At 65.9% G+C, this 21,829-nt stretch carries 25 protein-coding genes and 1 tRNA gene; 10 read left to right on the forward strand and 16 right to left on the reverse strand.

The window, feature by feature from the left end; translation table 11 throughout:
• The first annotated feature begins 66 nt into the window (after positions 1-66).
• Positions 67-876 carry a glucose 1-dehydrogenase gene (locus WJU21_RS10585; RefSeq protein WP_346323376.1) on the forward strand — a complete coding sequence of 270 codons (810 nt, stop codon included), beginning with the start codon at positions 67-69 and terminating at the stop codon, positions 874-876.
• On the opposite strand, the gene WJU21_RS10590 is transcribed toward WJU21_RS10585, so the two are convergent.
• From WJU21_RS10590 to WJU21_RS10605, 4 genes are read right to left on the reverse strand one after another with little or no spacing between them, the layout of a single operon-like run.
• On the reverse strand, positions 873-1,400 hold the full coding sequence (locus tag WJU21_RS10590) for an OsmC family protein (protein ID WP_346323377.1): 528 nt from the start codon (positions 1,398-1,400) through the stop codon (positions 873-875). The genes WJU21_RS10585 and WJU21_RS10590 overlap by 4 nt on opposite strands.
• A complete protein-coding gene (locus WJU21_RS10595; protein WP_346323378.1) occupies positions 1,397-2,554 on the reverse strand; it encodes an AAA family ATPase in 1,158 nt (385 codons plus the stop codon). The genes WJU21_RS10590 and WJU21_RS10595 overlap by 4 nt, the downstream gene beginning before the upstream one ends.
• A gap of 42 nt (positions 2,555-2,596) precedes the next feature.
• Positions 2,597-2,884 (reverse strand): antibiotic biosynthesis monooxygenase, encoded by a 288-nt coding sequence (locus tag WJU21_RS10600; RefSeq protein ID WP_346323379.1) that lies wholly within the window; start codon positions 2,882-2,884, stop codon positions 2,597-2,599.
• Between the two features lie 41 nt (positions 2,885-2,925).
• Positions 2,926-3,240, reverse strand: a complete 315-nt coding sequence (locus WJU21_RS10605) for a hypothetical protein (RefSeq protein WP_346323380.1) — start codon at positions 3,238-3,240, stop codon at positions 2,926-2,928.
• A gap of 130 nt (positions 3,241-3,370) precedes the next feature.
• Here WJU21_RS10605 and WJU21_RS10610 point away from each other — a divergent pair, with 130 nt between their 5' ends.
• The 4 genes from WJU21_RS10610 (at position 3,371) to WJU21_RS10625 (ending at position 7,003) form a co-directional block, all read left to right on the forward strand.
• On the forward strand, positions 3,371-4,777 hold the full coding sequence (locus tag WJU21_RS10610) for a coniferyl aldehyde dehydrogenase (RefSeq protein ID WP_346323381.1): 1,407 nt from the start codon (positions 3,371-3,373) through the stop codon (positions 4,775-4,777).
• Positions 4,778-4,818: 41 nt separating this feature from the next.
• Entirely contained in the window at positions 4,819-5,025 is a 207-nt protein-coding gene (locus WJU21_RS10615; RefSeq protein ID WP_346323382.1) for a hypothetical protein, read from the forward strand.
• A 73-nt stretch (positions 5,026-5,098) separates the two neighbouring features.
• Positions 5,099-6,064 (forward strand): magnesium/cobalt transporter CorA, encoded by a 966-nt coding sequence (gene corA / locus WJU21_RS10620; RefSeq protein WP_346323383.1) that lies wholly within the window; start codon positions 5,099-5,101, stop codon positions 6,062-6,064.
• Complete coding sequence (locus tag WJU21_RS10625) at positions 6,065-7,003, forward strand: mechanosensitive ion channel domain-containing protein (protein WP_346323384.1); 939 nt, start codon at positions 6,065-6,067, stop codon at positions 7,001-7,003.
• Between the two features lie 47 nt (positions 7,004-7,050).
• On the opposite strand, the gene WJU21_RS10630 is transcribed toward WJU21_RS10625, so the two are convergent.
• Complete coding sequence (locus WJU21_RS10630) at positions 7,051-8,478, reverse strand: hypothetical protein (RefSeq protein ID WP_346323385.1); 1,428 nt, start codon at positions 8,476-8,478, stop codon at positions 7,051-7,053.
• A gap of 154 nt (positions 8,479-8,632) precedes the next feature.
• On the opposite strand from WJU21_RS10630, the gene WJU21_RS10635 reads away from it, so the two are divergent.
• The 3 genes from WJU21_RS10635 (at position 8,633) to WJU21_RS10645 (ending at position 11,276) form a co-directional block, all read left to right on the forward strand.
• Positions 8,633-9,526, forward strand: coding sequence for an amidohydrolase family protein (locus tag WJU21_RS10635; protein WP_346323386.1), 894 nt, complete (start codon positions 8,633-8,635; stop codon positions 9,524-9,526).
• A gap of 1 nt (position 9,527) precedes the next feature.
• Positions 9,528-10,553 (forward strand): NAD(P)-dependent alcohol dehydrogenase, encoded by a 1,026-nt coding sequence (locus WJU21_RS10640; protein ID WP_346323387.1) that lies wholly within the window; start codon positions 9,528-9,530, stop codon positions 10,551-10,553.
• Between the two features lie 108 nt (positions 10,554-10,661).
• Complete coding sequence (locus WJU21_RS10645; RefSeq protein WP_346323388.1) at positions 10,662-11,276, forward strand: class I SAM-dependent methyltransferase; 615 nt, start codon at positions 10,662-10,664, stop codon at positions 11,274-11,276.
• Here the strand turns inward: WJU21_RS10645 and WJU21_RS10650 are convergent.
• Entirely contained in the window at positions 11,249-11,704 is a 456-nt protein-coding gene (locus tag WJU21_RS10650; protein ID WP_346323389.1) for a hypothetical protein, read from the reverse strand. The genes WJU21_RS10645 and WJU21_RS10650 overlap by 28 nt on opposite strands.
• Positions 11,705-11,780: 76 nt before the next feature.
• On the opposite strand from WJU21_RS10650, the gene WJU21_RS10655 reads away from it, so the two are divergent.
• Complete coding sequence (locus tag WJU21_RS10655) at positions 11,781-12,896, forward strand: PQQ-dependent sugar dehydrogenase (protein WP_346323390.1); 1,116 nt, start codon at positions 11,781-11,783, stop codon at positions 12,894-12,896.
• Positions 12,897-12,905: 9 nt separating this feature from the next.
• Here the strand turns inward: WJU21_RS10655 and WJU21_RS10660 are convergent, their stop codons facing one another.
• The 4 genes from WJU21_RS10660 to WJU21_RS10675 all read right to left on the reverse strand — a co-directional run bounded on the left by WJU21_RS10660 (position 12,906) and on the right by WJU21_RS10675 (position 16,004).
• Positions 12,906-13,331 carry an OsmC family protein gene (locus tag WJU21_RS10660; protein ID WP_346323391.1) on the reverse strand — a complete coding sequence of 142 codons (426 nt, stop codon included), beginning with the start codon at positions 13,329-13,331 and terminating at the stop codon, positions 12,906-12,908.
• Positions 13,332-13,424: 93 nt separating this feature from the next.
• The gene (locus tag WJU21_RS10665; RefSeq protein ID WP_346323392.1) at positions 13,425-14,528 is read right to left on the reverse strand and encodes an aromatic ring-hydroxylating dioxygenase subunit alpha; all 1,104 of its coding nucleotides are present in this window, start codon (positions 14,526-14,528) and stop codon (positions 13,425-13,427) included.
• A gap of 106 nt (positions 14,529-14,634) precedes the next feature.
• A complete protein-coding gene (locus WJU21_RS10670; protein WP_346323393.1) occupies positions 14,635-14,958 on the reverse strand; it encodes a hypothetical protein in 324 nt (107 codons plus the stop codon).
• An 86-nt stretch (positions 14,959-15,044) separates the two neighbouring features.
• Entirely contained in the window at positions 15,045-16,004 is a 960-nt protein-coding gene (locus WJU21_RS10675; RefSeq protein ID WP_346323394.1) for an SDR family NAD(P)-dependent oxidoreductase, read from the reverse strand.
• Positions 16,005-16,156: 152 nt separating this feature from the next.
• Here WJU21_RS10675 and WJU21_RS10680 point away from each other — a divergent pair, with 152 nt between their 5' ends.
• Positions 16,157-16,837 carry a hypothetical protein gene (locus WJU21_RS10680; protein ID WP_346323395.1) on the forward strand — a complete coding sequence of 227 codons (681 nt, stop codon included), beginning with the start codon at positions 16,157-16,159 and terminating at the stop codon, positions 16,835-16,837.
• Between the two features lie 77 nt (positions 16,838-16,914).
• Here WJU21_RS10680 and WJU21_RS10685 read toward each other — a convergent pair whose 3' ends face one another.
• The 6 genes from WJU21_RS10685 to yidC form a co-directional block, all read right to left on the reverse strand.
• Positions 16,915-17,238, reverse strand: coding sequence for a hypothetical protein (locus tag WJU21_RS10685; RefSeq protein WP_346323396.1), 324 nt, complete (start codon positions 17,236-17,238; stop codon positions 16,915-16,917).
• Positions 17,239-17,369: 131 nt separating this feature from the next.
• On the reverse strand, positions 17,370-18,047 hold the full coding sequence (locus tag WJU21_RS10690; protein ID WP_346323397.1) for a nitroreductase: 678 nt from the start codon (positions 18,045-18,047) through the stop codon (positions 17,370-17,372).
• A gap of 227 nt (positions 18,048-18,274) precedes the next feature.
• Positions 18,275-18,351, reverse strand: a tRNA-Arg gene (locus WJU21_RS10695).
• 45 nt (positions 18,352-18,396) lie between these two features.
• A complete protein-coding gene (argB, locus tag WJU21_RS10700; RefSeq protein WP_346323398.1) occupies positions 18,397-19,299 on the reverse strand; it encodes an acetylglutamate kinase in 903 nt (300 codons plus the stop codon).
• Positions 19,300-19,365: 66 nt separating this feature from the next.
• A complete protein-coding gene (gene yihA / locus WJU21_RS10705) occupies positions 19,366-20,022 on the reverse strand; it encodes a ribosome biogenesis GTP-binding protein YihA/YsxC (protein WP_346323399.1) in 657 nt (218 codons plus the stop codon).
• Entirely contained in the window at positions 20,019-21,779 is a 1,761-nt protein-coding gene (yidC, locus tag WJU21_RS10710) for a membrane protein insertase YidC (RefSeq protein WP_346323400.1), read from the reverse strand. Before yidC ends, yihA begins: the two co-directional genes overlap by 4 nt.
• Positions 21,780-21,829: the final 50 nt, after the last annotated feature.

Here is a 21,829-nt window from a genome sequence, read left to right on the forward strand (position 1 = left end):
ACCGGATCATATGATCGGGCCGTCCTGCGTCAATCCGGCTTTCAATGGCGGGGAGCGGATGATTAGATGCGCCTCCCGACCTGTGACGATATGGAGTGCCGCGCTGTGACCATGCATGACCGATTTCGCCTCGACGGCAAGGTGGCACTCGTGACCGGTGGCGGTCGCGGCATCGGCCGAGGCATCGCGCTGGCGCTGGCCGAATGCGGCGCCGACGTCGCCGTGCTGGCGCGGCGGCAGGCCGACGTGGACGCCGTCGCCCGCGAGATCGGGGACCGCGGCCGTCGCGGTCTGGGACTGACCGGCGACATCATGTTGACCGAAACCCTGCCCGAAGCGCTTGACGCGGTGGTCGCCCATTTCGGTCGCATCGACATCATGGTGAACAACGCCGGCGGCAATACGGACCGGCGCGGCTATTCGCTCGACGAGATCACCATGGAGAAATGGGACGAGCAGATCGGACTCAACATGCGCCACAAATTCCAGGGCGCCCGGGAGGCGGCGAAGCGCATGGGCGATGGCGGCCGGATCATCAATGTGGTGTCGATCGCCGCGCTACGGCCCTATCCGGGATTTGGCGCCTACGGAACGGGCAATGCCGGCATCATCGGCATGAGCAGGACGCTCGCGGTGGAACTGGCGCCCCGCAAGATCACCGTGAACTGCATCGCCCCGGGCGAAATCTATACTGACCTGCTGACCGAGTCGCTGGGTTGGGACGAGAAAGCCGCCCAGGACTATGCCGACACCGCCATCCCGCTGGGCCGGATCGGCTATCCCGAGGACGTGGCGGCCGTTGCCGCGTTCTTCGCCTCGCCCGCCGCCGAATGGACGACCGGGCAATGGGTCGAAGTGTCGGGCGGCCGCAGCTAGTCGGTCCCGGGGCTGACGGCGGGCGGGTCGCTCGCCGGAAAGCTTTCCTCCAGCGCCTCGTCCAGCCGTTCGCTCAGATGCGCGGGGCTTTCTTCCGCCGGCGCCAGTGTCGTCTCGATGTTCGCGCCGTCCCTGAGGGTCAGGGTGACCGGCGTGCGTTCGGCGATATCGGCAAGGCGGGCGCGCTGCTCGGCGTCCAGATCGCCTTTCAGATGCAGCCGGCGGCTGATCTGAGACCGTTTTTCCTCGAGGCTGTGGGACAGGTCGACGGTCACCTCCTCGAGCGGCCAGCCCTTGCGTGCCGCATACATGCGCAGGGTGATCGCCGTGCAGGCGCCCAGCCCGCCCAGGATCAGGTCATAGGGCGCGGGACCTGCGTCACCGCCTCCCATGCCGTGCGGTTCGTCGCCGGCGATGCTGTGCCGGCCGGCCTTGATCTCGACCTGATGCGGGGTGGGCTTGGTGATGACATGCACGCGGGCCATGGGGGTCTCCTTGATGCGGGCGGGCATGATGGCACTCACTCATCCTCGTCGTCCACCTCGCCCAGTGTGGTGATCCCGTCGATCAGGGTTTCGCCAGTCCGCTTGTAGACCCGGCGCGGCCGGACCCCTGCGGCTGACTCGAGCGTATCGGCCAGGATCTGCGAGTGGGTAACGACCCAGACCTGGGTCCGTTCCGCGGCCCGGGCGATCAGCCGGCCGAGCGGCGGCAGCAGATCCGGGTGCAGGCTGGTCTCCGGCTCGTTGAGCGCCACCAATGGCGGCAGCCGGTATCCCAGCAGCGCGCCCGCCAGCGCCAGAAAGCGCAGCGTGCCGTCCGATAGCTCGGCCGCACCGAAGACGCGATTGGGAAATTCAGCATAGGTCATGCCGAACGACGCGGTCTGTCCCGGCTCGGGCACGATCAGCCGCGCGCCGGGAAAGGCGTCGGCCACGGTCTCGTCCAGATCGACCGTGTCCTCGCGGATATGAGTGAGCGTGGCGAAAACCGCCGCCAGGTCTGAAGCGTCCGAGGACAGGGTCGGCGTGGTGACGGCAAGGCACGGATGCCGCAGCGGCGAGGCCGGATCGGTACGGAAGGCGTGATAGAAACGCCAGCCCAGCATGGCCGCGCGCACCAGATGCAGGTCGGGGAACTGGCCCGGATGGTTGAGGCTGCCCAGCGCAGTCTCGCTGGGCAGCAGGTCCTCGTCCAGGTCGTGGCGTTTGCCTTCCTCGTCGCGGGCGAAGCCGTGCGGTCCACGGCGCTCCAGCATGGTTACCGGCCGCCGGCCTCCCACGAAGGCCAGCGACTCCGTCTTGATCTGCGGCTCGAGGAGGAAGCCCGCGCCGGTGGGCATGCGAAGCCCCACTCCGACTTCGTATTGCTGGACCAGCCCGGTTTCGGCGGTATAGGCGTAATCGGCTCCCATCGCGCCCAGTTCGGCGCGGAGCTTGATCCGCGCCCGCTCGTTCTTCTTGCGGGGCCCGGCCCACAGGGCGCTTTCCATGCCGCCTTCGGCCGCGAGCTCGCGGGTCAGCGTGCCGGACGCGGCCGCCTGTACCAGCTGCAGGCCGCGATAGAGGTTGGTCTTGCCGACGCCGTTCTCTCCGATGAAGACGTTCAGGCGCCGGAGCGGAAAACGCAGTCGCCTGACACTGCGATAGCCTTCAATGCCGACCGACCAGACCTGCATGGACATCATTCCCGCTGACAGAGTCCCGCGAGATTAGGAACATTAGTAGAACGCTTCAAGCGTCTCGTAGACCGGGTCGCCATCAAGGCAGGCCATGATCGCCGGCGCCGCATTCCGGTGATAGGGCGCATCGGCATAATTCTGGTACGCGCCGGCCTCGGGGAACGAGATGAAGTAGACATAGCTGAGCGGCTCGGCGCCCCGGCGCACCTCGTAGGTCTTCGGCTCGGGCTCGTTGGCGCGGATATTGGCCACCAGGGTCGAAACGAGCGCCTCGAATTCCGCCACCTTGTCGTGTTTCACCTTCAGTCTGATCAATTGCCCGAACATCGCATCCTCCCTTGTCGTGAGGGCGGGAGCCTAGACCAGTTCTAACCCTTGCGGAAATAATCCCGGGCGGTGTCGAGGAACAGATCGTAGACGCGGCGGGCATATTGCATCGCTTCGTCGTCGCTCAACCGGTCCAGACTGGCGCCGACCTGGTCACGGCCCGCATTGTCCACGCCCAGCGCCTTCATCAGATAGGCGAATTTGTGCCGGGTTTCCTCCGAGGAGAAGTCCGACGCCTCCAGCTCGTGGAACTCCAGTAGCGCCGAGCGCAGCCGGTCCTGGATGGTGCCCGTATCGGCTACCAGCAGGCCCACGCCCACCATCAGCAGTTCATACGCCTGAGCATTGCCGGTCATGTCCGCATTCTCCCGAGTCGCCTTCACAGTTTACGCCAAATGGCGGAAAGCGGTGGGCGCTTTGGTGGCTTGCCGCGTTTTACTTCCCGGTAACATCGCGTAGAATGACAGCCGAGCCAAGGAGACTGCGATGAACCGACCGATCGGCGACGTCCTCGACCTGCAGCGCAAGGCGTTCCTGCGCGACGGACCTCCAAGCCTGGCAGACCGCAAGGCGCATCTGGCGGCGCTCGCGGGCCAAGTGCGCAAGTACCGCGACCCGATGGGCGAGGCGGTCAGCGAGGACTTCGGCAACCGGAGCCGGCACGAGACCTTGCTGGCCGAGACCATGGCCACGATCATGTCGCTGAAGCACTCGGGGAAACACCTTGCGTCGTGGATGGCGCCGTCCAACCGCCCGCTGAACCGCCTGCAGCACCCCTTCGCCAGCGCGCGGGTGCATTACCAGCCGCTCGGCGTTGTCGGCATCATGGCGCCCTGGAACTATCCCTTCCAGCTGTCGCTGGTGCCGGTGGGCCAGGCACTGGCGGCAGGCAACCGGGTGATGCTGAAACCGTCCGAGTTTACGCCCGGCGTTGCCGCGCTGCTGGCGCGGATGCTGGCCGAGGTGTTCGGCGAGGAACGCGTGGCGGTGGTCGAGAGCGGCCCCGACGTGGCGGCCGAGTTCAGCCGCCAGAAATTCGATCACCTGATGTTCACCGGCTCCACCGCCACTGGCCGGCGCGTGATGATGGCCGCCGCCGAGAACCTGGTGCCGGTGACACTGGAACTGGGCGGCAAGTCGCCGGTCATCGTCGGCGGCGACTACGACCTGGGCAAGGCCGCCGGCTCCATCGCGCTGGGCAAGATGCTCAATGCCGGCCAGACCTGCATCGCGCCCGACTATGCCTTCGTGCCGGCCGGCAAGGCCGAATCGTTCGGCCGTGCCCTGTCGGACCAGATCGCCACCATGTATCCCACGTTGGCCGCGAATCCCGACTACACCTCCATCGTCGCCGACCGGCATTTCGAGCGGATCAACGGCCTGATTGACGATGCCCGCGCCAAGGGCGCCCGGATCGAGCAGATCAATCCCGGCGGCGAGGAACTGGGCAACCAGCGCAAGATCGCCCCCACCCTGATCTTCGATCCCACCGATGACATGAAGGTGATGCAGGAAGAAATCTTCGGCCCGGTGCTGCCGGTGATGACTTACGGCGACCTGAGCGAGGCCATCGATTACGTCAACGCCCACGACCGGCCGCTTGCCCTCTATCATTTCAGCAATGACGCGTCCGCACAGCGCCGGGTGATCGAGCGCACCACGGCGGGCGGCATGACGGTGAACGACACGCTGCTGCATGTGGCGGTGGAGGAACTGCCGTTCGGTGGCGTCGGCCCCAGCGGCATCGGCGCCTATCACGGCGAGGCGGGCTTCCGGACGTTCAGCCACGCCAAATCGGTGTTGAAGCAGTCGGCACTGAATTTCGGCGGCGCGCTGCGTCCGCCGTTCGGCTCGCGCCTGGAGAAAATTGCCGCCATGATGATCGGGAAGTAGACTAGAAGAACCTGACCGGAAATCGCATCGGAAGCGCTATCATGTCCGAAACCGCCATCGACCGCGCCGCCATGGGCCGCCTTGCCAAGGCGCTGACCTTTCTTCTCAGCGCCGCGCATCCGACGGTGGTGGCGTTGCGCACTGCGTCGGAAACCGGCGATGCGGGCGACATCAGAAAGGCGCGCACCCTGTTCCTGAAACTGAAGCCCGGCGAGCGCCAGGGCGCCATGAACATGCTGAAGGATTGACCGGGAGAAACTGTCGCCAGGCGGCACCCTCCGGTCCAGGACCCGCCATCGGCGTGGGAGAAGGAGGCGTGGTTTGGCCAAGGCACAATTGTTCGATCCGGTGACAGGCACCCGCTTCGGTGGACTGGAACTGATCGACGAATGGCGTGCTGCGCCCGGTTCGCTGATCTGGGTGGACCTTGCCGAGCCATCGCCCGAGGAAGACGCCGCCGCGCTGCGCCAATTCGGGATTCACTCCACCGCCATCGAGGATGCCCTGTCGCCGCGCCATCCGCCCAAGTCCGAGGCGTTCGACGATCATACCTTCCTGCTCATCAAGGGGCTGGACGCGAAAACCCGCGATATCGCCTTCGGCACGATCCAGATCGCCATATTCATCGGCGAGCGGTTTCTGGTGACGCGCCACAGCGCGTTCTCGCCCAGCATCGACAAGCTGTGGAACGCGACCCTGGAGGAAACCTCCATGTTGGGCAAGGGCGCCGCCGTGACGGCGCTGCGGCTCGTGGATATCGTCATGAACCGGTTCCTCGGGATTCTGCTGGCCGTGGAAGAGCGGCTGGAATGGCTTGAAAAGGAAGTGACGGACGACCCCCGCGACGCGCTGCTGGCCGAACTGATGGCGCTGAAGTCCAATCTTACCCGGATGCGGCGCATTGCCACCTATCACGCGCAGATGTTCGTCGAGTTGGCCAAGGATCCGCCGCCAGGCATCCCGGCGAAACTCAAGCACGAATTGCGGGACATGCTCGAGAAGCTGGAGCGTCTGTCGAGCCTCACCGGCCTCTATTACGACCTGTCCTCCGACATGGTCGAGGGCTACATCTCGCTGGCGTCGCACCGCCTGAACAAGATCATGAAGGTGCTGACCATCGTGGCGTCGATCTTCATCCCGCTGACGTTCCTGGCGGGCATCTACGGCATGAATTTCCAGAACATTCCGGAATTGCAGTATCGTTACAGCTATTACGTCCTGTTGGGCATCATGGTGGTGGTGGGCGCTGGACTGCTGGTGTTGTTCAAGCGGAAAGGCTGGCTCTAGGTGGACCAAGTCTGGCACGTTCTCGAACTGAGCTGGCACTGGCTGTCGTATCTGGCCACGGCCACCTTGTTCAAGGTCAACCGGGTCGAGGTGACGAGCCTGGGACTGATCCAGGTCATCGTCGTCCTTTGCGCCGCATGGTGGCTGTCGCGGCTGCTGCAGCGGACCCTGCTCCGTTTCGCCACCGGCAACCGAAGCATCAGCCCGGCATCGCTCTATACACTCGGCCGGCTGATTCACTACGTCATCATCGCGCTGAGCCTCCTGCTCGGCCTGTCGATGCTCGGGCTCGACTTCTCCAATCTGGCGTTCATGGCCGGCGCCATCGGTGTCGGCCTGGGCTTCGGCCTGCAGACCCTGGTGAGCAATTTCGTCTCGGGCATCATGCTGCTGGTCGAGCGCAGCCTGAAGGTGGGGGACTTCGTCGAACTGGAATCCGGGATTACCGGCGAAGTGAAGGAGATCAACATCCGCAGCACGCTGATCACCACCAACGACAACGTCGATATCCTGGTCCCCAATTCCGAGTTCGTCAGCGGCCGCATGACCAACTGGACCCTGCGCGAGGACTACCGCCGCCTGCGCGTGCCCTTCGGCGTGGCCTATGGTACCGAGAAGGAACTGGTAAAGAAGGCGGGCATCGAGGCCGCCAGATCCGTGGAGCACACCATGGACGACAAAGGCAGGGATCCGGACGTGTGGATGGTGGGATTCGGCGACAGCAGCGTCGATTACGAGCTGGTGGTCTGGCTCAAGCCGCCGGCGGTGAAACGGCCCGGCCGGGTGCGGGCCGACTATCTTTGGGCGCTGGATACGGCGCTCAAGAAATACGACATCGAAATTCCGTTCCCGCAGCGGGATCTGCACCTGCGCAGCGGGTTCGAGGCGTTGCGGTCGCCCTCGTCCAGTGTGCGTAAGCAGGAAGACGAGGACGCCTGAGCGACTCGTTCAGTCAAGGCTCCGGCATGCCGCATGTTCATGCAGCGTCAGGATCTGGGCCGCATGATCTGGTAATCGGCCACCGGGCTCTGCTCCACCCGGTAGTATCGCAGCATGGCGTCGACCGAGGGCTGGGGGAACACGGGCCGGTCGTCGGCGCCGAACATCTCTTTGGCCACCAGGATCAGGCGCAGCCGGCGGCTGGCAAGCAACGCCTCGAAGTCCCCGGGGCTGGCGACGCCGGCATATAGACGTTCGCCGTAATTGAAGAAGTCGAGTTCGAAGCCCTTGCCGGCCCAATAGCACACCGCCAGCCGCTCGCAGGCGACGGGACCGGGTTCGGCATCGACGGCGGCGCGCAGTGCCTGCCAATGCTGCAGGTTCTCCGGCAGGTGCGCCAGCCGCGCCGGCGCCTTGGCGAGCATCAGTCCGGCCTGCTGCGCAAGCGGCAGGAACAGCATCAGGACCAGTGCCCGGCGCAGCCAGGCCGGGCGCGGCCAGCGGACGCCGTCAGCCTCCAGCGTCGCCATGCCCGCACCGGCGGCGATGGTCAGGGCGACGAACATTTCGAACTGGGCATTGTAGGCGACGCCTTCGCCCAGCCGCTGGAACGCGCCCCACAATCCGGCAATGACGGCGAATATCAGCACCAGCCGGATGCGCGGGTCGGCGCGGCGTCGCAGCAGCACCAGCGCGCCCACGCCGACCGGCAGCAGCGCGCGCTGCTCCCAGGGCAGGAAGATCACATTGGCAAGCCGCATGGCGCGGTGATGGTCCGCCACGCTGGCGAAGACGTCGGTGCCATACATGGCGTACAACAGCGCCAGAATGCCGCAAGCGCCGGCAATGCCCGCCACCAGCCAGATCGCCAGGCGCCGTCTGTCATGCCAGGCGAGCCACAGGGTCGTCGCCGCAGGCAAAGCCAGCAGATTGTGCTTGATCAGGCCCGCCGCCAGCATCAGCAGGCACGCCGCGACGATGTCGCGGCCGGGCAATGCCGAAACGGGCCGGCGCAGCAGCAGCACCAGCGCCGGCGTGGCCACGGCATGGGCGAGCCATTGCGGATCGGCCATGGCGAAATAATCCCGGAACACGCTGACGCCGTAGAACAGGAACAGCATGCCGGCCGCCAGCGCCCAGCGCCGGGAGCCCGACAGCAGGAAAACCGCACGCCAGACGCAGACGGTGACGGCCAGATACGAGACCAGTGCGATCAGCCGCAGAGCGATGACGTGGTCGCCGACCAGAGGGCTGAGCGCACCGACGATGTAGAACGACAGCGGCGGATAATTGTTGGAGATGAAGGCGCCGGGCGGCGGGTAAAGGGCGCCGCCAGACAGGGCGATGTCGGTGAACAGCGCACCCCAGCCCTCGTTGTAGTTGCGCTGGATGTGCAAGGGCAGCAGCGCCAGCGGCTCGGCCGCCAGGCAGACGATGGCGATTCCGGCGAGTACCAGAAATGCGGTCGGCGGCATGCGGGCAACGCCCGGTTGGCTGGTTCGCACCAGGGCGGACCTCGCTGCGGAAAGGTGAGCGGCAACTATTGCCTTCCGGGACGATACGGCACAAGCCGGATACCGCCGAGGCCGAAAGCGCATTAGCATCAAGGAAGATCCGGGGAGATGCCTCATGCCGCGTCCAACGTCGATTGCCGCCATCGACCTGATGGTGTCCTTGCCGCTCGGCGAGGGCCAACCGTGGAGCAGCCGGCTGGCGTCGCCGGTGAAGGATGCGCCGGCCAAGGGCAGTCCGGTCGAATATCTGTTCGGCGACGGCGGCGGCCGGAAGGACGAGGCCAGGGATCCGGCGCGGGTCGTTGCCGCCATGGACGCGAACCATGTGGGGATTTCGCAGATCAGGATCGACCCGGACAATCCCGAACCGGCGCTGGCGCTGTTCGAGCGTTGGCCGGACCGGTTCATCGGCGAGGTGTGGATCGACTGCAACCGGGGCATGGATGCAGTGCGCGCCATCGAACGGGCGGCGGCGCTTCACCGCAATGTGAAATCGGTCACGGTTGCGCCCGGCTTCATCAACCCGCCCGCTGCCATCGACGACAAGAAATGGTACCCGGTCTATGCCAAGTGCATCGAGCTGGGACTTCCGGTCAATGTGTTCGTCGGCGTGCCGGGGCCGCGGGTGCCCTACAAATATCAGCATCCGGGCCTGCTCGATGAAATCGCCTGGTTCTTTCCCGAGCTGAAGGTGGTGATGCGCCACGGCGGCGAACCGTGGACCGGACTGGTGTGCAAGCTGCTGCTGAAATGGCCGAATCTGTTCTATTCGACTTCGGCCTTCGCGCCGAAATATTACCCGCGCGACGTGATCGATTTCTGCAACAAGCGCGCGCCGGGGAAATTGCTCTTCGCCGGCTATTACCCGCTGCTGGGTTGGGACCGGGTTTTCGCCGAGATGGACGACCTGCCCCTGCGCGATGCGCTATGGGCGCCGTTTCTGCGCGACAACGCGGTGGCGGTTTACGGGCTGGCCGATATGATCGCGGCCAGCAACAAGGGAGAGTGAGATGGCGACGATGCGCGCGTGGGTGTCCGAGGAGCCGGGCTGGGAGAACCTGAAGCTGGTGGAGCGGGACATCCCCAAACCGGGACCCGGACAGGTGCTGCTGAAGATGAAGGCGGCCAGCCTCAATTACCGCGACACCGCCGTGGTGAAAGGCCAGTACGCCGCGCCGCGCCTGCCGGCCGTGGTGCCGTGCTCGGACGGCTGCGGCGAGGTGATCGAGATCGGCGACGGCGTGACCCGGGTGAAGGTGGGCGACCGGGTGGCGCCGATGTTCTTCCAGGATTGGCTGACCGGGCCGCGCAAGGGCGACTATGTCAACACCGCGCTGGGCGCGGGCCTCGACGGCTGCCTGCAGGAATATATGTGCCTTGCCGAGCGCGGCGTGTCGAAGGTGCCGTCGCATCTGACCGACGCCGAAGTGGCGACGCTTCCCTGTGCGGCGCTCACCGCCTGGAACACCCTGTTCTGCACCGGCACGCTGAAGGCGGGCGACACGGTGGTGGTCCAGGGCACCGGCGGCGTCTCCATGTTCGCGCTGCAGTTCGCCCGCATGGCCGGCGCAAAAGTCGTGGCGACCTCGTCGTCGGACGAGAAGCTGCAGAAGGCGAAGCAACTGGGCGCCACCCAGCTGATCAATTACAGGACCACGCCCAAATGGGGCTCGGAGGTCCAGAAGCTCACCAAGGGCGGCGGCGCCGACATCGTCGTCGAGGTGGGCGGCGTCGGCACCATGCTGGAATCGCTGAAGGCCATCCGCATCGGCGGTTTCATCGGTGTGATCGGGGTGCTGACCGGCGGCTCGGGCGGCGAGATGCCGACGGCCTACATCATGGGCAAGAGCGCGCATGTAAACGGCATCTCGGTGGGCAGCCGCGACTGGTTCGAGGACATGTGCGAGGCGATCGAGGCGGCCAGACTCCAGCCGGTGATCGGGGCCAGCTTCGGCTTCGACCAGGCGAAGGACGCCTTCGCGGCCATGACAGCGCAGACCGTCGTCGGCAAGATTGTCGTCGATTTCTCCAGGTAGGCCCAGAGACGAGTCCGGCCGGCCGTGGTATCATCCCGGCCGGGGAGGAGGCGCCGACCTCCAGGCGGCCATGGGGCCCTCGTCGGCGCGAGAGGCTGGGGGAGAGCAATGGGCTTTTATGAGTCGCGTATTCTGCCGAAGCTGCTGAACTGTTGCATGTCCATGGGCGTCATCGCCGAGGAACGCGCCCGACTGGTGCCGCGCGCCCACGGCAAGGTCCTCGAGATCGGCATCGGCTCCGGTCTCAACCTGCCCCATTACGGCCCGGGCGTGGAAAGCGTCACCGGAGTCGATCCGTCCGTGGAACTGGGCGAGATGGCGGCAAGGCAGGCCTCGCTGGTGGCGTTCCCCGTTCATTTCGAGCAGATATCGGGCGAGAGCCTGCCCTTCGGCGACGCCAGCTTCGACTGCGCCGTCATCACCTGGACCCTGTGCACCATTCCGGATCCCTCGGCCGCGCTGCGCGAGGTGCGCCGGGTATTGAAGCCGGGCGCCGAACTGTTCTTCGTCGAGCATGGCCACGCGCCCGATCCTGGCGTGGTGGTCTGGCAGAACCGGCTGAACAAGGTGTGGCCCGCCATTGCCGGCGGCTGCAACCTGAACCGCAAGATGGACCAGATCATCACTGCTGCCGGATTCCGGATCGACGAACTGGAGGCCAGCTACCGTCCCGGGCTGCGGCCCATGACCTATTTCTACATGGGCGTGGCGCGGCCGGCCTGACGGCGCGACAGCAGCGCGAACAGCACGCCGCCCAGCACGCCCGCCACGCATTGCGCGGCGAAGCCGGCCGGGGTGCGTGCGCCGGCCACCATGGTGATTCCCAGCGCCTCCCGCATGATCACCAGCATCACCGCCATGGCCGCGCCGCCGCCGATGGCGTAGCTGACGGTGCGCCCGAGGCCGATCCTGGGCCACAGCCAGCCGGTGATCAGGAACCCGAGCAGCAGCGCGGCGCCGATGAACATGGCATAGATCGGCGCCATGCCGAGCACGTCGTGCAGCGTCATGTCGAGCGCCACACCGGCGCCGATCTCGGCGCCCAGGCCGCGCAATCCGGCCATGACAAACTGGCTGTGAAGCGCCACCGCCACCGCCGCGGTGACCGGCACGGTGACCGCGAAGGCCAGGATGCGCCAGATAATCCCCACCTCGTTCCTCCCGGTTCCCTTTTGTGTGCCATGCGGTAATGTGGGTCGATCTTTGGGGGTCGAGGGAAAGATGTCCATGACAAACAGGAGACGGCGTTCACTTGTGGCCGTCATGGCCTGCTGCCTGATGGTCTGGATCGCAGGACCCTCGGCAGCGGCGAAGGAGTACGTCGTCGAGACGGTGCTCACCGGTCTCGACCGGCCCTGGAGCCTGACCTTTCTGCCCGACGGCGCCATGCTGCTGACCGGACACAAGGGCACGCTCCGGACCATCCGGGACGGCAGGATGTCGGCACCGATTTCAGGCGTTCCGGCGGTGGAATTTGACGGACAGGGCGGCCTGTTCGAGGCGCTGGCCCATCCCCGTTTCGCCGAGAACGGCCTTGTTTACCTGTCCTATGCCCACAAGGGCGAAGGCGGCAATACGCTGCGGGTGGCCAGGGCGCGGCTTGACCGGGAAGCGCTGAAGGATCTGAAGGTGGTGTTCGAGAGCAAGCCCGCGCACACCGCCGCCGTGCATTACGGCGGGCGCATGGTCTGGCTGCCAGACGGCACGCTCCTGATCACCAACGGCGATGGCTTCACATACCGCGAGCAGGCGCAGAATCTGGCCAGCGATTTCGGCAAGATCGTCCGGATCAACGACGACGGCACCGTCCCCGCCGACAATCCCTTCGCCGGCCGCAAGGATGCCAGGCCCGAAATATGGACCTATGGCCACCGCAACCCGCAGGGCATGGTGCTCGACCCGGCGGACGGCGTTGTTTACGCGCATGAACATGGTCCGCGCGGCGGCGACGAACTCAACGTCATTGTGAAAGGCCGCAATTACGGTTGGCCGCTGGCCACGAAAGGCGTCGATTATTCGGGCGCCCACATTACGCCGTTCAAGGAATACAAGGGCACCGAGAACGCCATCATCGGCTGGACCCCGTCGATTGCACCCTGTGGCCTGGCGATCTATCGCGGCGATGCGTTTCCGCAATGGGATGGCGATCTGTTTGTCGGCGCGCTCGCGGGGCGCAGCCTTCACCGGGTCGACATGCAAGGCGGCAAGGTCACCGGCGAGGAGGTCATGCTCAAGGACATGAAAAAGCGCATCCGCGACGTGCGAACCGGTCCCGACGGGTTGATCTATGTCCTCACGGACGGCGAAGGCGCCGCGCTGCTCAGGCTCAGGCCGCCCGCCTGACCGGCCGCGTCAGTTTTCCAGCGTCACGTCGAGCGTGATCTCGGCCTTCAGCAGTTTGGAGACCGGACAGCCGATCTTCGCCTTGCCGGCAAGTTCCTCGAACTTGGCCGGAGTGGCGCCGGGCACCTTGCCCGTCAGGGACAGGTGAACGGCGGTGATGGCATAGCCGTCGTCCTGCTTGACCAGGGTTACATCGGCTTTCGTCTCCATGCGCTCGGCGGTGAAGCCTGCCTCGCCGAGAATCAGCGACAACGCCATGGTGAAGCAGCCCGCATGGGCGGCGCCGATCAGTTCTTCGGGATTTGTGCCCGGCTTGCCCTCGAACCGGCTGGCGAAACCATAGGGGTAATCACCCAGCGCCCCGCTTTTTGTCGAAATGGCGCCCTTGCCGTTCCGGATGCCGCCCTGCCACTTGGCTGTTCCATACGTGCTCATGCCTGACTCCCTGCTTGGTGAAGAGGTTCCAGTGTGAGCGCTGTATATGGCGCGTCTGCGATGGCGGGCCAGCCAGCCGGGAGATTTTTCGGATTATTCGGCGGCGGCGGGACGGTTGGCGCGTTCGCCGGGCCGGCCCTGGCGGGCCAGGAGCTCGCGCAGATCGCGGATGGCCGGGAATACCTCGTTGTTCCAGTCGGTCCCCTGGGCATCGTGGGCGGCCTGCTCAAGTTCCACGATGGCTTTGTCCTCGGCGAAGATGCGCTCGGTGAACCAGGTCACGAACGGCCATGCCACGTGGATCAGGCCCGGCACCGGCGGCTTCATGACCGACAGGTAGCCGAAGGTCCGGTTGGTGCGCTGCTCCTTGTCCAGCGGTGTGTAGGCCAGCCACACATCGAGCACCGGGTCGCGGTCGCCGCCCAGTTCGCGGCCCACCCACACCTTCAGGCGCTGATACGGATATTGGGTGCGGATGGTCATCAGGTCGCCGAAGTCCTTCTTGTCGCCCTTGGCGCGGACAAGATCGACGATGACGGTTTCGCCCAGGCTGGCGCGGCCTTCGGTGCGGCTGAATGTGTAATCCACTTCGCACCAGTCGTCGCCGCTGCGCCGGTCCAGGCACTTCGCCTTGATGGTGCCCATGTTCCGGCGATGCAGGAACTGGTGGTTCATGTCGAACAGGTTCTCGTGCATGAACGTGTAGTGGCAGGCGACTTCGCGGTTGAGTTTGCGGGTCTTGTAGCGGCGGTTCGTCGCCGATCCCAGCGCGGCGGGCGCCTGCTGGTCGGCAAGGGCAGGGTCGCCCGGGAACACGAAGATCAGGCCGTCGATCTCCCGTGCCGGATAGGCGCACACGCCATTGGGCAGCTTGTCCATGCCGAAATAGGGGACATCGACGCACTTGCCCGAACAATCGTAGGCCCAGCCGTGATAGCCGCATTGCAGCACGTCGCCGTCGACCACGCCGACGCTCAGCGGCACCTGCCGGTGGGCGCAGCGATCCTCCAGCGCGAAGACCGTGCCCGAGGCGCCGCGGTAGAGCACCACCGGCTCGCCCATCAGGCGTCGGCCCAACGTCTTGCCGGCGGCCAGTTCGTTGGACCATGCCAGCGGATACCAATGGTCGGGATGGGAATCGACCTTGCGCAGGTCAGGGGTGTCGCGCGCGGCGAGGGAATGTCGATCCTGGGCCAAGCCGTCTTCTCCGATAGGGGGGTCCAAGGACCAATCCGGCCAACCCTAGCCTGCGCTCCGTCCGATTGGTAGGATTTCGCGCCGCGGCCACGGAACTCACCGCGGATTACCTTGGCTCCCGCGTGGGTACGATCTCCGGAGCCGGCGCCGGTACGCCGACATCGGGCGGGACCGGTGACTCCATGCTGCTCCCGCGAGGGGGGACGTCTGCCTTGTCCTTCTCCGGCTGGTTCTTGAGCGATCTGGTGCCCTCGACACAGCCTGGATCATAGACCGTGACATCGTTGATCAGCGCCGGGTCGTCGGTGCAGGCGGATGTGCCGTCCGGCGAGGACAGGGGCTTGTGAATGTCGTCGCTGACGGCAAATGCCGGGCCGCCGGTGACCAGGGAAATCGCCGCCAGCGCGGCGAGCAGGTGGGTGCGGGGCATGTCACGCTCCTGGAGCAGTCATGCACCCACAAAGCCCGTCCCGGGCGGAAGTTCCCTGAGGTGGATCAGGATCGGCCCGGCTGCGATCAGCCCAGGTCGAATGTCTCGCCCAGCGTTGCCTCGGACAGCGCCCACAGGCGTGCCGCGCTGGCCGGATCCGTGGCATAGGCGAAGTAACCCGATGACGCCGCCGGACCGGATTTCAGCTCACCCACGTGACAATCCTCCAGATACAGCCCGCCCCGGCCTTCCAGCTCAGGCGACGTCGCCGCCCAGACGCTGGTCGCGGCGCCGGCCGGAATGGTCTTGAACTTGAACTCGCCGCTGCCCGCGTTGGTTTTCACCCGCGCCATCAGCGCCTCGATGTCGCTATCGGTCAGGTGGCGCCCCAGCTCGGTCTGGATGCCGCCGGGATGCACTGCATTGGCGGTAATGCCGTAGGGCGCCAGCCGCCGGGTCAACTCGACCGAGAACAGCACATTGGCGGTCTTCGACTGGCCGTAGGACGACCACTTGTCATAGTCGCGATGGTTGAAGTGCGGGTCGACGAAATTCACGTCGGCAAACCGGTGACCGGCCGAACTGAGATTGACGATGCGGCCGGGCGCGCCGGCTTTCAGCGCGGGCGCCAGCAGGTTGGTCAGCAGGAAATGACCCAGATGGTTGGTGGCGAACTGCATCTCCCAGCCCTCGGCCGTCCGCGTCAGCGGACAGGCCATGACGCCGGCATTGTTGACCAGCAGGTGCAGCGGTCCGTGTCCGGCCAGCCACGTTTTCGCGCAGGCGCGGACGCTGTCGGGCACCGACAGCTCGACTTGCGCCACGTCGATGCCCTGGTTGCCGGTCACCTTGCGGATGCGCTCGGCGGCGGCCTCGCCCTTGGCTTTGTCGCGCACCGCCAGCGTCACCGCCGCGCCGGCCGAGGCCAGTGCCCGCGCCGTCTCCTCGCCGAGGCCGGTGGAGGCGCCGGTAACCAGCGCCTGCTTGCCCCTGAGGTCGATGCCGGCGATTACCTCGTCGGTTGTCGTGTCCGCGCCGAATGCCATGAAAAGTCTCCCGGTTTCAATAGGCGCCCGTCCCCGCGGGCAACGCCATCCTAGCGCAATGGCGGCGCGCTGGCACCGGCCATGCGGGCCTTGTTTCCGCCCGGGCCGTGGGGGCAGACTGGTAGATCGTCTGACTGCGTGAGAAGGTCGCCATGCGCAACAGGGGCTTGAGCCACACGCGGCGGAACATGGGGATCTGTGCCGCGGGCGTCGCGCTGTCGGTGCTGTCGATCTGGTGGGGCTTGGCGGAGATGAACGCGCTGGGTCACGAGACAATGGCAAGCGGGCTGAAGATCGGCATCGCCATTCCGGTCGGCCTGATCTGTTTTTTCATGTTCTTCAACTTCCTCTGGGGCGCGCGGCTGATCGCGGCGGCGCGGCGCGGCGAGAAGGATATTGGCCGCTGGATCGTGACCCCAGCCGAGGCCGAGGCATTCCGGCGCAACGACGAGCGGCGCGCCGGCCAGGGCTATTCCAATGACTACACGTTGCCCAGAACCATCCCGCCAGTGGGACTCGAGGTCATCTTCACCGACAATGCCCTGGTGGTGGGCGGCACCTATTTCGGCCTGGTCACCACCGGCATGTTCAGATTCGAAGGTGTCCAGATGCTGCCAGAGAACCCGCTCGCCATCGAATTCGGTACGGTGGTGACATCGGCATACAAGGTGACGATGGTGCGGATCGGCGTCTCCAGGGGCCTGCTGCGCGTGCCGGTCTCGCGAAGCGCGCGCGGTGAGGCGGCCAAGGTCCTGGCGCACTTCACCGCTGTCGACCAGCGCAAGCTGCTGGTCGATCCCGGCTTCTACAGGCGCCGCATGGCCTGGGGCTGATCGCCGCGGCGGCATGCTTTCTAGTCGCCGCTGCCGGCTTTGCGCTCAACGATGCGGGCGTCGAGGGAAATGTCCCGTTATTGATGGCGGTTGCCGGCGCCATCGCCGGCATCGGCGGGCTGGTGCTGGCGTTCGTCGCCTGGACGCTGCATATGAAGCAGCGGACGCCGAGATAGCAGTGCGCGGCGCCGGGTCCGGCGCCGCTGGGCGCGGTAGCATTTCCACACCGACCGCGCCGAGTCGATGGCGCCGGGACAGGCGTCGCGCACTAGCAGATAAGCGCGCAGTTCTTCCCAGGTCGCTGCGTCCGGCAGATCGGCCGCCCGTTGCGCGTGTTCGATGAAATCGCCCTGCGGATTGGGCCCGCGCCGCCGCATCATCACATAAGCCTTGAACGACATGGTCGCCTCCTTGCGGGGCGGACCATAGGACCGTCGCATGACAGGATCGTCTCAGCTTCGTGGCGATATGGCGGCATTGCGGTCCGCCCGGCCAATCGGCGCGCCGTGCCGCCGCAGGACCTGGGTATCCGTCAGTCGTCGAAACCGATGAAGACCGCGGCGTCCTCGACCGACTTGCGCTGAGAGACCACGGCATTCGCCGGAAACGAATCGTCGGGATAGCCCATGGCGACGCAGGTCATGATGACCTGGTCGTCGGGAATGCGGGCATGCTCGCGCACCACGGGAGACTGCATGATTCCCTGGCTGTTGATGACGCATCCCAGGCCGCGGGACCAGGCCGCATTGACCAGGGCGTTGGTGACCCCGCCGCAGTCGAACGGCCCGATGTCGCCGCCGTGGATCGACCGATCGTAGGTGACGACAATGGAAACGGGCGCATCGAACTGGCGAAAGCCGCGCAGCACCCAGTCCTGGCGCTTTTCCTTGTCGTGGCGTTCGATGCCCATGGCCGCGAAAAGCTGTTTCGCGATGCCGATCTGACGATCCCTGTGGGCGCCCTCGTATCCGCCATGCATGCGGAACTCGCGCGATTCCGGCACGCCGGCCAGAATCCGCTCGGTGTTTCCGGCCCGAATCCGGTCGAGCGGCGCGCCGGAGACCACATAGAAGTTCCACGGCTGCGTATTCAGGGAGGATGGCGCCCGCATGGCCATCTCGATCACTTCCCTGATCAGTTCCCTGGCGACCGGAACGGGTTTGTAGCCGCGGATACTGCGGCGGCCATAGACAACGTCATCGTACTGCATAACCGGATCTCCCCGTTGCACCGCCAGCTTTGCGCGCCGTGCCATCTTCCGTGCCCTGCCTTTACGAATGCTGACCCCGCAAGTCAACGCCCCGGCGTTGCGCGGCTGATCGGCAATGGCCGGGCGACCCTTGCCGGCCGGCGGCGACAGGCAGGCGGCGCCCAGGGTTTCCGCGCGCCGGCGGGACCGGCCGCGTTTCCGGGACCATCGATTCAGTCTGGGTTGATTGGCGCACCCGACAGGATTCGAACCTGTGACCTCTGCCTTCGGAGGGCAGCACTCTATCCAGCTGAGCTACGGGTGCCTTGATCGCGGCGGAGAATAGGGAAAGCCGAGGGTGCTGTAAACCTCAGCTTTTGCCGATCAGCGTGCCCGCGCCAACCGAGGTGAACAGCTCGAGCAGCACGGCGTGCGACACCCGGCCGTCGAGGATGACGGCGGCATCGACGCCGCCCGTCACCGCGTCCACGCAGGTCTGGACCTTGGGGATCATGCCGCCGGAGACGGTGCCGTCGGCGATCATGGTCGCGACGGCCTCGGGCGACAGGTTGGTCATCAATTCGCCGTCCTTGCTGAGCACGCCCTTCACGTCGGTCAGCATCAGCAGCCGGCGCGCGCCCAGCGCGGCGGCGACCGCGCCGGCGAAGGTGTCGGCGTTGATGTTGTAGGTCTCGCCGCCGTCGCCATAGGCGATCGGCGCGATCACCGGGATCAGGTCCGAGCGGGCCAGCACGTCGAGCACATGCGGGTTGACCGATTCGGGCTCGCCGACGAAGCCCATGTCGAGCTCGCGCTCGATGTTGCTGTCGGGATCGCGCTGCTTCATCTTCACCTTGCGGCCGCGCACCATGTCGCAATCGCGGCCCGACAGGCCCACGGCGCCGCCGCCGGCCCGGTTGATCGCCGCGACGATCTCCTTGTTGATGCGGCCCGACAGCACCATCTCGACCACTTCCATGGTCGCCTCGTCGGTCACCCGCAGGCCATTGACGAACTCGCTCTGGATGCGCAGGCGGCCCATCATTTCCTTGATCTGCGGGCCGCCGCCATGCACCACCACCGGGTTGATGCCCACCTGCTTCATCAGCACGATGTCGCGGGCGAACTCGTCGGCCAGGGTGCGGTCGCCCATGGCGTGGCCGCCATATTTGATCACGATGGTGGCGCCGGCATATTTGCGCATGAAGGGCAGCGCTTCCGACAGGGTCGTGGCGGTCAGCAATTCGCTGTATCCGGCGGGCAACTCGGCCATGGGTTCTTTCTCCCGATTCCGGCGCGGTTTATAGCGGATGGACGTGACGGGTGCCAGTGGGGCGAATTACTCCGCCAGCGCGGCCAGTGCGGCGCGCAACTCGGGAATGCCCTCGCCGGTCTCGCTGCTGGTCACCACCAGCTCGGGGAACGCGGCCACGTGCCGGCGCGCCTCGGTCTCGGTGAGCGCGATCAGCGCCTCGCGGGTGCCGGCCTTCACCTTGTCGATCTTGGTCAGCACCACCTGGTAGGACACCGCCGCGTCGTCGAGCATGGTCATGATCTCGCGGTCGGCGGCCAGGATGCCGTGCCGGGCGTCGATCAGCAGCATGGCCCGCCGCAGGGTCGTCCGTCCGCGCAGATAGGCCTTCAGCAGCCTGATCCACGCATCGACCTGGGGCTTGGGCACCTTGGCATAGCCGTAACCGGGCAGGTCGACCAGGTAGAGCATCCCCAGCTTTGGCGTGCCCAGCGAGAAGTAGTTGAGCTGCTGGGTACGGCCGGGCGTGTTGGAGGTGCGCGCCAGGTCCTTGCGGCCGGTCAGGGCGTTCAGCAGGCTGGACTTGCCCACATTCGAGCGGCCGGCGAAGGCGATCTCGGTCGGGCCAGGCTCGGGCAGCTGGGCAAGCCCGGCCACGCCCAGCATGAAGGTGCACTCGCTGGCGAAGAGCAGCCTTCCGCGTTCGAGGGCGTCGCCGACGCCATTCTCGCCGTCGTCGCTCACGTGGATTCTTCGAACGCGCCGTGCCGCTTCATGATCACCCATTGCTGGGCGATGGTCAGCAGGTTGTTCCACGTCCAGTAGATCACCAGACCCACCGGGAAGCTGGCGAACAGGAAGATGAAGATCAGCGGCAGGAACTGGAACACCTTGGCCTGGATCGGGTCCGGCGGCGGCGGGTTCAGCTGCTGCTGCACATACATGGTCACGCCCATGATCGCCGCCCACAGGCCGATGGCGAGGAACGACGGCGGCTGCCACGGAATCAGGCCGAACAGGTTGGTGATCAGCAGCGGATCCTGGCCGGACAGATCGTGGACCCAGCCATAGAACGGCGCGTGGCGCATCTCGATGGACACCATCAGCACCTGATAGAGCGCGATGAACACGGGGATCTGCACCAGGATCGGCAGGCAGCCGGCGACCGGATTGACCTTCTCGGTCTGGTACAGCTTCATCACCTCTTCGCGCTGCTTCACCGGGTCGTCCTTGAGGCGCTCGCGGATCGCCGTCATCTTCGGTGCCAGTTTGCGCATCTTGCCCATGGCGATGTAGGACTTGTTGGCGAGCTGGAAGAACGCCAGCTTGATGACCACGGTGATCGCCAGGATGGCGAGGCCGAAATTGCCCACCCAGCCCTTCAGCAGCTCCAGCAGCCAGAACACCGGACGGGCGAGGAAGTAGAACCAGCCCCAGTCGATGGCCCGGTCGAACATCACGATGCCATATTGTTCCTCGTAGGCGTCGATCAGCTTGGTTTCCTTGGCGCCGGCGAACAGGCGGCCCGCCGTCGAGGCCGAGCCGCCCGCAGGAACGACGGTCTGCGCGCCGGTATGGAGCGAGCGGAAGACGTCGCGGCCGCCCGCATTGCGGTAGTCGAACCAGCCGTTGAATGTCTGCTTCTGGTCGGGCACATAGGCCACCAGCCAGTATTTGTCGGTGATGCCCAGCCAGCCACCGGTGCTCGCCTTGCGGAAGGCCTGCCGGTCGTCCTTGAGCTTGCCTTCCTGGGCGTCTTCCTTGAGGTCGTCGTAGCTTTCATGCTCCAGCGTTTCGTGGAACACGCCCAGGAAACCCTCGTGCACGATGGCCGATTTGACGGTCTCCGGAATCCCGACCCGGTTGATGGCGCCGTAGGGCTGCAGCGAGACCGCCGCGCCGGTGGTGTTCTCGACCGTGTCGGTGACCGAGATCATGTAATTATCGTCAACGGTGTAGATGCGGCTGAACACCAGGCCCTGGCCGTTATCCCAGGTCAGGGTCAGCGGCTTGCCGGGCGACAGCACATCGCCGCCGGCTTGCCAGACGGTGGTTGCATCCGGCACGGCCACACTGCCGCCCTGCACGTTCTGCCAGCCGAAATCCACGTAATACGGCGCCGCCGTGCCGGCAGGCGCGAGCAGGACGACGTCGGGCGAATCCTTCTTGATGGTCTGGCGGTAACCCACCAGCGTCAGGTCGTCGAGGCGCCCGCCTTCCAGCCGCACCGAGCCGTTCAGGCGCGGCGACTTGATGGTGACGCGGTCGCCCCGGGCCAGCACCGCTGTCCTGTCCTCGGGCACTGCCGCCGGTGCGGCACCCAGATCGGGGCCGGCGATGGCGGGAGCGGACGCCGAATCGGCGCCGGTGGCGACATTCTGCTGCGCGCGGGTGTCGGGCTGCGGGGCCACGTGCTTGGCGATCAGCAGTTGATAGCCGATCATCATCGCCAGGATGATGACGACGGCCAGCACGAGGTTCCTGGTGTCTTCGGACTGCATCAGCTCGGCTGGCTCCCGTTTGGTGCATGATGGTGAGGGTGGCGGTCCTG

The organism is Emcibacter sp. SYSU 3D8, assembly GCF_039655875.1.
Lineage (GTDB): Bacteria > Pseudomonadota > Alphaproteobacteria > SMXS01 > SMXS01 > RI-34.